Consider the following 12,765-nt stretch of genomic DNA (forward strand, 5'->3'; position numbering starts at 1 on the left):
GCAGTTTATTGCAGATAGATTAGGTTTAGATATAAATAATGTAGGTCATCATATCACAGTAGGTTATGATGAAAAAGAAATTCAAATGTTTCATTTCAGTACAATACCAGAAATAGCCAGATTAAACTATCAATATCGTGAGAAAATCAAGGAATTTAGAGAAAAAGGTGAATATTGGCAAGTAACCACTGAAGAAGCAGAAAAATTAGCAGAAGCAAATGAATGTCATGAAATAAATCGAGTCTGCCTGGATGCTGGTAATAAGACATTTTCTGATAAATATATTATCAACCGTCCATGTTGGCAGGAGAAAATCAGCTATCAATGTTACTCTGAGCCACAAGCTGGTTGTAAACATTTAAAATCCCAAGGATGCCAGTTAGAAAATAGTACTTGCTTAAAAAGACATGGTAATATCTGCTTATTATGGCAAAGGAATTATAGATGTTTTAGCGAAAAGAAGCATTTAAGCTCTTCCTTAGCAGGTGCAACTATTTTTTGTTTAGGAGGGGATTGTCATACACCTACTATTGTGCCAAACAATGATATTGCAAATATTGGACAGCTTGCCATGTTAAATGAAATGAAAAAAGATATGCAAATAAATCCGATTTCAGTATTTAAGGTAGAGTCAAATAGTTGAAGAATATTGTTAATTTCCTTAATTGTTGTTCTGCAATGAAAGGTTGGGGAAAAGATTTGGGACTTGCTAGATGCAGTCTAGGTGAGAAAGCTCTTGCATTAAAAAGGGGGAAAGGACAATGCCATTTTGTTGGCACTTATTGTAGTAAGCGAGATAAGGTATTTAAGAAATGTTTAACTAAAAAATCGACCTATTGTTGTTTTAATTCAAAACTTGCAAGAGTATTTCAAGAGCAAGGGAGAAATCAATTAGGCATTAGTTTTGGCTCTAGTAAGTATCCAAATTGTCGAGGATTTACTGTCGATGAGTTGCAAAGAATAGATTCTTTAAAGTTTGATTTAGAGGAATTATTTGCTGATTTACTATTTGATGCTAAAAATAAGATGGGCAAGAATTTTCCCAAACAAATAAATAACCAAATACCAATAATGCAAAAGCAGCATTCTCTTGGTAATAGAAATCATAATTTATCGTACTAGTTTTACTGAACAGCTGAGCAATAGATAATAGTGAGAACAAGCATAACAAAAACGATATTAACAATAATAACTGTGATGTTGTTAATCAATCACTGGTCTGAATACTCATTTGCTGGTACTATAACAGCAGATATAAGCAATGTAAATAAGATGACAGAAGTAAACTTAAATAACAATATATGGCAGCAAGCAATATGGCAGCAACCACAAGGTTTTTTATGGTATAATGAGCAGCAAGTGGCAGAAATTAATAAATTGCAATCTCATAATGCATCATCATTATCAAAGCTACAACAAGAACCATATGATCAAAGGATAGAAGATTTAAAGCAACAATTTAATAGAGCTCAGCGTAAGGCTCTTGATAATCCAACACTAGAAAATGTTATTATTGCTCAAAGATTGCATAAACAAATCTTAGAAAAATCCTACAAATTTGCTACTATGTGGCAGCTTGCAAGCTTACTTGATTATAGCCTTATAAGTAATAATATACCTGCCAATTCATTACATAAAAAATTATATGAGATCAAACAAGATCAAGAAAACAGCCAAAAATTAAGATTTTTAGCTAAAAACTGGGTTTAATTATGCAAGTAAATCAAGGATGTAAGTATTCTCAGGTTTTTAGCAGCATTGCACTAACAGTTGCAAATAAATATCAATTTCAGCTGCTATTTGTCTCTAATAATGGAGAAAATTTTGGAAATATAAGAACTGTAAAAGATACTGGATTATTTACTAATCTCAATCCTGAGAATCTTGTACCAGTATTATATTTGGTCGATAGTCTCGGCACTCAAATATATCCAGTTGCGCGAGGTATTATTAGTGAAGATAAGATTGCTGAGAATATTTTAACAATACTGCAGCACCATAATCAATTAAATGTTAGTAATTATGGGCAATAAGTTTAGTAACACTCAATGCTACATAAAGCATGTTATACATATTCTTATAATCATGCTACTTTTACAAACATCTACCTCTTACGGTTGGAATATACAAGATGTATTTGAAGGAATGAGCGTTAATATTACTAAACCCGGCTCGTATCAATCTCAAGCGGCTGGCTATTATGCTGCAGGTGGATTATCACTTAGAACCAGCAAAACAGCTTTTAATCCTATTGCTATTACTCCGCCATCTTTAAACATGAGCTGTAGCGGTATTGACTCTTATCTTGGCAGTTTTTCTATAATATCAGGTGAAGAGTTAGTACAACTAATGAAAAATATTGGCTCGCAAGCAAAACCATATGCTTTTTCATTAGGACTTAAGACATTTGCACCGCAAATGGAAAACGCCTTAAAAGATTTACGTAACCTTGCGATGGAGATGAACCAATTTGCTAAATCTGATTGCGAGATGACCAAGGCTGTCTTTGCATCGATTTTGCCAAAAGATTCAGCAATGAGAGAGTCAGTATGTAAAGAGTTACAATCCAGCTCTGGTTTTGATTATTTTGCTGCCGGTAAAAGATGCAAAAATGATCTAGAACAAAAGCAAGCTTTATTAAGCATCCAAAATAAAGATCCAGAATTAATGCTAACAAATTACAATATTTTTACTAAAGCAGCGGAAAAAGCAAATATTCCGACTGAGTTAAGAAATGCTATCATGTCAATGACAGGCACTATAATAGTTAGAGATAAGAATGTTTATTTTTTTGAATCACTTGCTCAAGATGAAAAAAGCTGGATTAGTCATTTAAAAGGTGGTGAATCTGCTTCAATGTACAGTTGTGATAATATTGCTTGTTTGAATCCATCAATAAAACGCAATATGACCATTACTCCTGAACAATCATATCAAGGTAAGGCTAAAACAAAGCTAGATGCATTAAAAAGTAAGCTTGCAAGTAATAATGAATTTAGTAATGCTGATATTAATTTTCTATCATCTATAGGAGAAGCATTTCCAATATATGATTATATTACCTTAGAAGCAATATCAGGAGTTACTATTTTAGATAGCTCTTCAGAATTAGTGGCTAGCTACAGTTTATTGCAGCATTTAAAGGAAGTAGTCTCTGAGGTAAGAAAAGCATTAACTATGCTACAATCTAAGCAGGTAGCAGATCATCATTTAACTGCTTATTTAAAAGCTTTAGATAGAGTGCAACTTTTTGCTCAAGAGAAATGGAGTAATATGCTAACAAGTAGTGATCAGATTGATAGAAGAGCAAGATTAATAGAGCAACATTTAGTTGCTAAAGCAAGAGGCTAAACTTGTAAGTATGTTGAACCATTAGGTACTTTTAAACCATTTTTAAATCATTATAAATTTTTGGCGAGATTAAAAAGCATAAATATAATAAAATATGGCAGATTACATAATACATACATTTGGTGGCGGAGATATATTATGGCAAGTATTTAATGGCATAGGCAGAGTATTTGCCTCAAATAGTGAATATTTTACTCCGGTAGGTCAGTTTGCTTTGACAATTGGCGGTATTTGGGCAGCAACAAGAGCTATTTTTAGAGGTAATATTGGCATTTTTGCTATGCAGTGGTTTTTCCCATCTTTATTTCTTTTTGTTTTTTTATTTACTCCTAAAACCAATGTGTGGCTGAAAGATGAAATCTCCATGCAGGTTCCTGTGAAAATTGATAATATTCCTATAGGTATTGCGTTATTTGCTTCAGTATCATCTAAAATAAGCTACTATGTATCTGAAATGCTAGAGAAACATTTATTGCCACCTGACGATGGGTTATCAAGCAGGAAGAATGGTATTATGTTTGGTGCTAAAGCTATTGGTAAAATCAAAGACATTCAAATTGAAGATCCTGTAACCTTAACAAATAGCAAGGAATTTTTAAGACAATGCTTTATGAAACCCTACATTATTGGCAATATTTTAGGTAAAAAAGCAGAAGCACAAAGAGCAAGTGATGTAATTGCTTTTATCGAACAAAATATGCCCAATAATTTTGGTATTTATTATAAAGATCCAGTTAGCTCTGCTATTTCTTTTAAAACTTGCAAGCAAGTAACGCCTTTAATTAAAGCAGCTATTAATAAAGAATTAAATGATGGATTATTAACTAAATTTGCTCATAGCATAGGACTTCAGTCTAATAGGCAAGAAATATTAGCAACTCGATTAAAAGCCATGACATCTGATACTTTAAAATATCTGCAAAAAGAGCAAACAGATATTCATCAGTGGATGAGGCAAGCAATGCTATTAAATAGCTATCGAGAGGCTTATGATGATTTAAGAGAAAAATTCTCACTTGCTAGAATATATCCTCAATTAGTTAGTATGAATGCGACAAGAGGATTATTTCAGCAATCATTTTCCTACCTTATTGCAGGAGAGATGGCAGCAAATCTAATGCTTATTTTGCAGTCAGTATTCTTTGCCTTAGTAATTTGTCTTATTTTTATAGTTTTTCCAATGTCAATGATGCCTTCGGGTTATACTATCTTTAAAACCTGGATAACCTTAATTATTTGGGTCACTAGCTGGCCAGTGTTTTTTACGGTAATTCATTGTTTAGGCATGATTAGTTTATCCGGTAAATCAGGAGGCAGTTATTTTACCGGTTTAAATATTTTATCACAAGGGAGTTTTGCAGAAAATATCTTGCACTGCTATGCAACGTTTCAGATGTTAGCAGCTTCAGTACCGATGTTGTCCTGGGCAGTATTAAAGGCTTGTGCTCACGCTACAACTACGCTTGCAAGCCAATTCTTGCCAGTACCAGTTGCAAGTAGTATTGGGGCAAATATTGCTGATAATAACCTTTCTATGGATAATTATAATATAGGTAACAGAACCATTGCACAGCAAAATCTTGCTCCAACTCTGCAAATGGCAGGAGGAATGATTGATGATGGAGGAATGAGGGTAACTAGTACTGATAGTGGCAGACAGGTACTTACTCAAGCAGTTGACTCACTAGTTAATAATTATCGCTCTTCTAAATTATTACAGGATAGTTACCAATCTCAGTTTATGAGCTCACAAAGTTATCTTGACTCACTCAATGATCGATATAGTGACTTAACTACTACAGGAAATTCTATGGCAACTGAAATAGGCAAAAGGTTAAGCTACGAAGAAGCAAAATCTATAGGTATTACTGATAGTGAGTATTTGGCATTGCAACAGATGAATTCAGATAGCACCTCTGCTACTGAGCATACTGGCAGTAGTAATAGGAAGAGTACTGGTACTAGTGCTGAGATTGGTTTCAAGATTCCTGGCATAGGAGGAATAAACGTTGAATCAGATAATAAAAAAGCTTTAGAGCAAGGAAAATCAGTAAATCAACAACAATCATATAATGAGGCATTATCTAAGATTAAGAGTGCTACTAAAGATGGAAGGTTAGGTCACACAAATAGTGATCTGCATTCACTTAGCAATAATTTAAATAGTAATTTCTCTGAGCAACAATCTGTGGGACAAGAAATAGCAAAAACCAAACAAAATATGGAGCAATTAAGCTATAATATGAACTATATATCACAAAACTCTGCTTCTATCGATCGCAACTTAAACGAACCAGTATTGAATAGCATAATTGACAAAAATATTCCTGGAGTAAGCAGTAAAGAGCAAGCAGCTATGTGGGCAAGTACTCACAACAAGAAGCAGAACAAATCGCTTTAGATATAGCCAAAATTAATAATACTATACCACAAAACTTAAATTCTAAAAGTAGCTACTATATTCCAACTAAAGAAAATTTACGTTCAGATTTTGATAAAAATACTCAAATATTAAATGACCAAGCAACTGACATAAATTATAGAAATCATGATATTGATAATCAAAGTGTAGAACAAGTGCTAACTAAAGAACCCTCAGCTATAAGCTGAGGGGTTATAAAGTGGAATCGATTAGAAATCGATCATCATTCACAGGTTCACCTTCCTGTTCATCAATATAGCGCTGTATCATTTCATCAGTTATATTACCTGAACTGACCGCCATATAGCCCCTAGCCCACAAATGATTGCCCCAAAATTGTTTTCTTAAATGAGCAAATTCTTGCAATAAAATTCTTGAGCTACTACCTTTTAAATACTGTACTAACTTGCTAAGAGATATTTGTGATTTATATGAGATAAACATATGCACGTGATCACATGATATTTTCCCTGAAATTATATATACTTCATGTTCCATACAAATCTGCCTTAGTAAATCTCTAGCCCTTTCCGCTACTTTGCCTATCAATACTCTCTTCCTATATTTTGGTATCCATATAAGATGTACTTTTAAATCATACTGACTATGACTATTCTTTCTATAACTTCTCATGTTTCTTGATATAAATTCATTGCTAAAGCAATTTCATTATATCTTCCCTTCGCCTGAAGGCGAGGGATTTCTTATCCCCGAAGGGGGACATTAATAATGTAGATAATCATACAGCAGAAAAAGTCAAGACTCTTGAGCAATTATCTGCTACAGTGGATAATAAGAGAATGAAGATTCAGAATGAATTTAATAACACTCCTGAATCAACGATTGTCAGAACAGCTGAAGAAGTAGCAGATAATCTTGCTATTAGTGATAAGGCTATACAAAAAAGAAATATAAAATTACAAAAATAAAAAGCAGTAAGGATAAGTTTATGAAAAATTTTAAAAAATTAGCATTAATATTTATCTTACCACTAATATATAATAATATTGTTCTAGCAAAAGATTTAACTAATTTATCTAATAAACAACAAATAGATCAACAGAGCACGATTCAAGATCCAAATATTTTAGCAGAAGAGTATTTTAATGTTGGACAATCACTTTATAAATTAGGTAAATATCAGGAAGCTATCAAAAATTATGATTTAGCTATTAAATATAAGCCTAATCTTATAACAGAATATGAAGCAATCATTAAAGCTTTAAAAATAATTGGCAATAATTTGATGGCTGATTATTTGGAAGAAAAATTACAAATATTAAAAAATAATATATAAACTTGAACTTAGTTGAGATTATAGCAATTAGCATCTTCAATAATCTTATCAGCAGTCCTGACTAATATGAGCCGTTATAATCAAAATAATTTTACTCGTGGCTCTCAAATTTTTGCTCATCAAATGAGAATGCTTGGGCAAGGAAGTATTAATTCTATCATGGCTGGATTAATATTTTCTATAATTTGGCTGATATTCAGAGTATTGAAGCAATTATCTTTAATAAGCCTATATTATTTTATCATAGAGCGATACACACAATTAAAACTTGTAATAGGAGAGCATTTTTATCCATTAGAGCAAATAGGAATCAAATTCTATTATATAGAACAAAAAGCTTGGGTTTATCGCAATGCTAAGGAATTTATTCATAAATTCTGGAATGTTACACCTCATGGGTCTAATATTAATAAATTGTGGACTTTTATATTATATGATTCTTTAGGAGAGACTATTATTGTTTTTGTTGTAGCGACATTACTTGCGATAATCTTTTTTACTTTTAAAGGCAGACAAGCTGTTATCAAGGATAAAGTCAGAGGTTCAGATTTAATCGGAGCAAAGTTACTGGCTAAAATACTTAAAAAGTCCAATAAAGCTTCAAAGATTATATTTTCAGGATTACCATTAGTAAAAGATAGCGAAAGAAAACATATCTTAATTACTGGTACTACAGGTAGTGGTAAAACTAATATGTTAAATGAACTATTACCACAGATTAGGAAAGAGAGTGGTAGAGCGATTATTGTTGATTTAACAGGTAGCTTTAATAAGTTTTTTGATCCTAAATCTGATAAGTTGCTTAATCCGTTTGCATTAGGGAGTGAGTGCTGGCTACCATGGAATGATTGTAAGGAGATTGCTGACTTTGATGATATAGCTAGTAGTTTTAGTAGTTATACCCTTAAGATAGATGATTTCTTTGCTAAAACTGCTGAATTAGTGTTAGCTGAAGGATTAAAACTATATCAAAATAGCAAAGATATTCAAAAGTTAATTAGTGCTTTAGCTTACTCAAGTAATAAAGAATTTGCTAGAATTTTTAAATCTACCGCTGTATCAAGTATTATAAGCAGTAGTGCTCCTGAAACATCTTCTAGTATTCAAGCAACAATTAGCAAGAATATTGCTTCATTAAAACATTTACAACCTAACGGTAATTTTAGCATTAGAAGATGGTTTAATAGTGAAGAAGGCTGGCTGTTTATTACAGCTTCTCCTAATCAAAGGGTAACTTTAAGACCACTGATTGCTGCGTGGATTAGTATTGCGATAAAAGCATTAATGGATAGAAACATTAATAATACTAACCAGAATATGTGGTTTATTATTGATGAGCTACCATCACTACAAAAAATACCAGCTTTGTCAGTAGCGTTAGCGGAAGGCAGAAAATATGGTGGTTGTTTTGTTGCTGGAGTGCAAAATATTTACCAGTTAGAAGAAATATATGGTCTTGCAGGGGCAGCTTCAATGCTTGATCTATTTGGCAGTAAGTTTATTTTTCGTGTTAGTGATTATCAAACAGCTCATAGATCAGCTTTAATGCTTGGTGAACAAGAAATTATTGAAACTCAAGAAAGTCTATCTTATGGAGCTAACACTATGCGTGACGGAGTCAATATCAATCACCTTGAGAAGAAAAAATTACTAGTCATGCCATCTGAAATCATGAATCTACCAGATCTTACATGCTATGTAAAACTTGTCGGTAATGTTCCTATTACTAAATTGCAAATGAATCTACAGACTGATTTTAATCCAAAAATGTAAAAATCATTATAATAGCATTTTTAAAAGATTTTTATTACTTGATATGAAAATACCTGAACACAAGAAATCTTATTATAACACCCCTTAAAATCGCTAATTTAGCATTGTAAACTTTGTAACTAAGACGGTATTAAAAAATTTTATAAAAATATCTTTTTTTAATTGAGTATTTACGAATTTTATCGATTTAAAATCAACGACTACTAGAGTAAATCATATCAACAATATTTTACGATAAAGAACGAATAAAAGCTTCTTCAAGACCAGTAACACTAGAAATGAAAGAAAAATCACAACCTTGGGATAGCATTTTCCTTGCTATTTCTACTCTTTCCTCAGCTTTACCCTCAGCTTTACCCTCAGCTTTACCCTCAGCTTTACCCTCAGCTTTACCTTTAGCTTCTCCTATTTTAAGACCTTCAGCTTTACCTTTTTCAACCCCTTGTTGTATACCTTGTTGTATACCTTGAATTATGCCATGCTGAACGCCCTCATCTATATATTTTTGTGCTATTGTTCTCATAATATTATCTTTTTCTTCCGTTGATAAATGTTTAACTATTATTTGTTCTAATTCCTGTTGCTTCTCTTCGGAGATCTTAGCATCAGTATACCATACAAATGATCTTAAGTAAATATACCCTGATTCCTTATCCATTATTATACTTGGTTTAAATCTAATTAAAAACTCATCCCATAGTTTCAGCATGTCCCTTTGGTGTATATGCTTTAAAAAATACTCCATCATGCCAAGATGTTTCTTCTGCTCTATTTCATCATCAGACTGATTTTGCAAATCTACTAGTTGGTAATCCTGTACCATTAGTTTCTTCGCTCGCTCTGGTTTTGTAAATAATTCCCAGAAATTTCTTGGCGCATTATATACTTCAGAACCATTATATATTAACAATGGACAAATTAATGGTAATTTATTCTTATTATTTTCATGACGCTCACAAAGCAATAGCATATATTTCCATAATCTTAATGCTATCCAATAATCACAACTAGATTGAGCCTCTATTAGTACATAAACAAATGCTTCTTCTTGATCTCTAGTTTTTACCGAATAGATTATATCACTATATTTTCTTTTTAAATCATCTTCGACAAATGACTCTTTTTCTACTTTTATTTCTCTTAAATCTATTAACTCCTTAAAATCTGAGGGCAAATAATGTTCTAAAAATTCCTGAGCTGCTATCTTCTCAGTTAGAATCTTCTTTACTAAAGCATCATGTTTTAATTTTTTTGCCATATAACTTTTATTATTTAATTCGTATAGCAGTACCACTTAATGGTACCTTTAAACTCTTATTCCTTGATTGAGTTTGATCTCAGCAGCATTTTGAATCTCAGTTTTTATTGCTTTACCTATTTCTGAAGCTTGATTTATATACTGCATGACTTGCTTATCTTTGCCGATAGCTACTAAATAATCTTCAGGGAGAAGATGACTTTTTCCTTGGAAATCATATGCTACTATATCAGAAAATCTGTTATTACCAAGATTATAATTAGGATCAAATTTATTCTGCATAATTTGTAAATCTTTCTTTATCTTCTGCTCTATTGCTGCTATGCAAATCTTGTTACTGTAGAGCATACAAGAATCTATACCTTTTTCTCTGTAGATTTGTATTGCGGTATTGATATTTTCTTCTGTGCCAAACTTTGCTAGAGCTGTTATTTGCTGTTGCTGCAAATTATTTAGTTCGTTATTATCGTTATTTGCAAATTTTGAAAATAGTAATTCTATAGACTGAAATTGTGATTTTCTATTATCATTTGTTTTCAATGATGATTTAAGTTCTATTGCATTGCTAGCTGCTGTTAATTTTATTATTTCAGGCTCTATAAGCTTGTCTATAGATTCTACCCCTTGGGATTTTAACATATCGTTAAAATCGCCTTTTTCTGGTGGTCGTATTATTGCTACCGTCGCTCCTTGCCTAATTAATTCTTCCTGAGCCTTAATTACAGTATTAACTGATACTGCGTCTTTGCCATCATTATCGGCAGCAATTATTATTCTTTCTCCTTTGATAGGCTCATAGTTCCTAATGTTACTTACACCTAAACTACAAAGAATTTTGCCCTTAATACCAGCTTCTGCAATGCTTAAAGCTGTCTCTACCCCTTCTGCTATAATCGTTATATTACTAACTGAATTATTGCCATCTTTACTGCTTTGTACGTTCTGCTGTTCGTTATTTTTATTAATCTCAACAAAAGAACCTCTGATTCTACCAAATGAACGTTTATTAACCTCAATATTAGCTTTATTATTTGTGTCTTTGTTTAAATAAATTGATTGTCCACCAGTAATATTACCATCTTTATTTCTAGCAAAAGCAATTAATGCAGGATAATATTGTTTGCTATTACTATCCCACATCATATTGGTTCTAAGATCGTTACTTAATTGATATCCTGTTAATATTTTTTCAATTCCACGATGTTCTGATAAATATCTTGTTGCTACATTATTGGGCATAGAATATTTTATAGAATCTGATTTTTCATATAATATTTCTGCCCTCTTAATTTTTGCCATTTCAGATTCTTGCTCTGTTTGAGTCTTAATTTGCCGCTTTTTGTTTGTTGATAAATTTACTGCTAGAGCTTCATCTACTTTGGTTGATATACTAACCATATCTTGTAAATATTTCTTAGCTTCTACAAAATCACAATTTTTTTCTCGTTGTACTAAAGTAAATAAATCTCCTCCCTCTTCTTTACTAAAATCATACCATATGCCAGCTTTACTGCCATTTATCTTCATCGCTATCTTACCATCTTCTCCCCAGCGAAGTAACTGGCTATCTGACAAATGCTTATTTGGACTGCCTAACAAATTTCTTCCTATTTCTTCAGCTTTAAATGCTAATCTTTGCTTTAATGCTACTGTCTCTTGTTTGTTAATAGCATGATAGTCTATCTTATTCTTTGCCATAACATCCTCTTGCAACTTAATCTTTGTTATTGTATCTTTTTGATTATGATGCTTAAGGTTATCACAAGAGGTTTTTGGCTCTTCTTGGACTTTATGGCTTGTGGCAAGATTTGTGCTAGTACTTCCTAGGATCTCTGCTACTTTAGCAGGTGGCTCTAACTTCACTCTTAAGTGGTAATAGTTATCATTACTATGTAATCTATCCTTAATATCTTCTACTACCCCTTTAAACCAATTACCTACTTTATCTATAATATTAGGACTCTTATTTTCTTGATCTTGAATCGCTACTAATTCTTCTAAAGTTTTAAAATTAATGCTAGATAGCCTATTATCTATTTTGTTAAGTTGTGATATTAAACTTGCTATATTTCTTGTACTGTCCTTATTATAGTAGAGTTTTACCTCTTCTATGTGCCTCGTCATCGCTACATAAGAATTTCTGCTATTTCCTGCTAAATTATGTAATACATAGACATCTTTAATTGAGGCTCCTTGTGCTTTATACACTGTAGAAGCATAGCCATGTTTAAAGCTTACATCTTGAGGATTAAATTCTATTTCTTTCCCGCTATCTGTTTTAGCAACAAACTTATCGTTACTGACTAGAGTTATCGTTGCAAATTCACCATTTTCTATTTGTAAATCTTTATTTGTACTTTTAAACAAAATACGATCTCCTGCCATATAATCTTCATGCTTTTCAGATGAAATATAGTCTCTATATTCTTTACCGGTAAGTAAGCGGTAAGTAAGCCTTTAGCTTTTAGTAACTCCCTGATCCCTTGATTAATACTATCTACTTCAGCATTACGCATGGTAATTATTAAACGCTCATTCAGAGCAAATTTGCTGTTACTCCAATCGTTAATTAATCTTACCATTGATTCTTCTAGCGTATGATCAATCTTTAAACATTTATGCTGTTCTAGTAATTGCAGGCCACCAGCAATATCTGATTTTGCA

Annotated in this window: 10 protein-coding genes and 2 pseudogenes; 8 read left to right on the forward strand and 4 right to left on the reverse strand. The window is 32.1% G+C overall.

Annotated elements, in window-relative coordinates; translation table 11 throughout:
- Positions 1-85: 85 nt before the first annotated feature.
- From traN (REIS_RS16390) to REIS_RS03865, 5 genes and pseudogenes are all read left to right on the forward strand, one after another.
- Positions 86-643: a conjugal transfer protein TraN gene (gene traN, locus REIS_RS16390; protein ID WP_256377120.1), complete on the forward strand. Its 558-nt coding sequence runs from the start codon at positions 86-88 to the stop codon at positions 641-643.
- A gap of 35 nt (positions 644-678) precedes the next feature.
- Complete coding sequence (gene traN / locus REIS_RS16395) at positions 679-1,122, forward strand: conjugal transfer protein TraN (RefSeq protein WP_256377121.1); 444 nt, start codon at positions 679-681, stop codon at positions 1,120-1,122.
- Positions 1,123-1,197: 75 nt separating this feature from the next.
- Positions 1,198-2,033: pseudogene (locus REIS_RS03855) on the forward strand (conjugal transfer protein TraF).
- Positions 2,023-3,351: a conjugal transfer protein TraH gene (locus REIS_RS03860; RefSeq protein WP_152540715.1), complete on the forward strand. Its 1,329-nt coding sequence runs from the start codon at positions 2,023-2,025 to the stop codon at positions 3,349-3,351. Before REIS_RS03855 ends, REIS_RS03860 begins: the two are co-directional and overlap by 11 nt.
- A 94-nt stretch (positions 3,352-3,445) precedes the next feature.
- Positions 3,446-5,934: pseudogene (locus REIS_RS03865) on the forward strand (conjugal transfer protein TraG N-terminal domain-containing protein); the annotation flags it as partial.
- A 31-nt stretch (positions 5,935-5,965) separates the two neighbouring features.
- On the opposite strand, the gene tnpA reads toward REIS_RS03865, so the two are convergent.
- Positions 5,966-6,406 carry an IS200/IS605 family transposase gene (tnpA, locus tag REIS_RS03870; protein ID WP_008579324.1) on the reverse strand — a complete coding sequence of 147 codons (441 nt, stop codon included), beginning with the start codon at positions 6,404-6,406 and terminating at the stop codon, positions 5,966-5,968.
- 152 nt (positions 6,407-6,558) lie between these two features.
- Between tnpA and REIS_RS14125 the strand changes: the two genes are divergently transcribed.
- From REIS_RS14125 to REIS_RS03880, 3 genes are all read left to right on the forward strand, one after another.
- Positions 6,559-6,702: a hypothetical protein gene (locus REIS_RS14125; protein WP_160142965.1), complete on the forward strand. Its 144-nt coding sequence runs from the start codon at positions 6,559-6,561 to the stop codon at positions 6,700-6,702.
- A gap of 20 nt (positions 6,703-6,722) precedes the next feature.
- Positions 6,723-7,070, forward strand: a complete 348-nt coding sequence (locus REIS_RS03875; protein ID WP_008579952.1) for a tetratricopeptide repeat protein — start codon at positions 6,723-6,725, stop codon at positions 7,068-7,070.
- A 66-nt stretch (positions 7,071-7,136) separates the two neighbouring features.
- Complete coding sequence (locus REIS_RS03880) at positions 7,137-8,843, forward strand: type IV secretion system DNA-binding domain-containing protein (RefSeq protein ID WP_008579953.1); 1,707 nt, start codon at positions 7,137-7,139, stop codon at positions 8,841-8,843.
- Positions 8,844-9,072: 229 nt separating this feature from the next.
- Here REIS_RS03880 and REIS_RS03885 read toward each other — a convergent pair whose 3' ends face one another.
- The 3 genes from REIS_RS03885 to REIS_RS17110 are packed head-to-tail and all read right to left on the reverse strand — an operon-like array spanning position 9,073 to position 12,683.
- Positions 9,073-10,101, reverse strand: a complete 1,029-nt coding sequence (locus tag REIS_RS03885; RefSeq protein WP_008579954.1) for an Rpn family recombination-promoting nuclease/putative transposase — start codon at positions 10,099-10,101, stop codon at positions 9,073-9,075.
- 48 nt (positions 10,102-10,149) lie between these two features.
- On the reverse strand, positions 10,150-12,486 hold the full coding sequence (locus REIS_RS17105) for a toprim domain-containing protein (RefSeq protein ID WP_371256137.1): 2,337 nt from the start codon (positions 12,484-12,486) through the stop codon (positions 10,150-10,152).
- Entirely contained in the window at positions 12,435-12,683 is a 249-nt protein-coding gene (locus REIS_RS17110) for a hypothetical protein (protein ID WP_371256047.1), read from the reverse strand. The genes REIS_RS17105 and REIS_RS17110 overlap by 52 nt, the downstream gene beginning before the upstream one ends.
- Positions 12,684-12,765 lie beyond the last annotated feature (82 nt).

Origin of the sequence: Rickettsia endosymbiont of Ixodes scapularis (assembly GCF_000160735.1) — a bacterium.
Taxonomy (GTDB): domain Bacteria; phylum Pseudomonadota; class Alphaproteobacteria; order Rickettsiales; family Rickettsiaceae; genus Rickettsia; species Rickettsia tamurae.

Bases quoted from the DNA above. Each gene is read 5' to 3' on its own strand.
- traN (WP_256377120.1), top strand. From the start codon at position 86: ATGTTTCATTTCAGTACAATACCAGAAATAGCCAGATTAAACTATCAA.
- traN (WP_256377121.1), top strand. From the start codon at position 679: ATGAAAGGTTGGGGAAAAGATTTGGGACTTGCTAGATGCAGTCTAGGT.
- REIS_RS03860 (WP_152540715.1), top strand. From the start codon at position 2,023: ATGGGCAATAAGTTTAGTAACACTCAATGCTACATAAAGCATGTTATA.
- tnpA (WP_008579324.1), bottom strand. From the start codon at position 6,406: ATGAGAAGTTATAGAAAGAATAGTCATAGTCAGTATGATTTAAAAGTA.
- REIS_RS03875 (WP_008579952.1), top strand. From the start codon at position 6,723: ATGAAAAATTTTAAAAAATTAGCATTAATATTTATCTTACCACTAATA.
- REIS_RS03880 (WP_008579953.1), top strand. From the start codon at position 7,137: ATGAGCCGTTATAATCAAAATAATTTTACTCGTGGCTCTCAAATTTTT.
- REIS_RS03885 (WP_008579954.1), bottom strand. From the start codon at position 10,101: ATGGCAAAAAAATTAAAACATGATGCTTTAGTAAAGAAGATTCTAACT.
- REIS_RS17105 (WP_371256137.1), bottom strand. From the start codon at position 12,486: ATGGCAGGAGATCGTATTTTGTTTAAAAGTACAAATAAAGATTTACAA.
- REIS_RS17110 (WP_371256047.1), bottom strand. From the start codon at position 12,683: ATGGTAAGATTAATTAACGATTGGAGTAACAGCAAATTTGCTCTGAAT.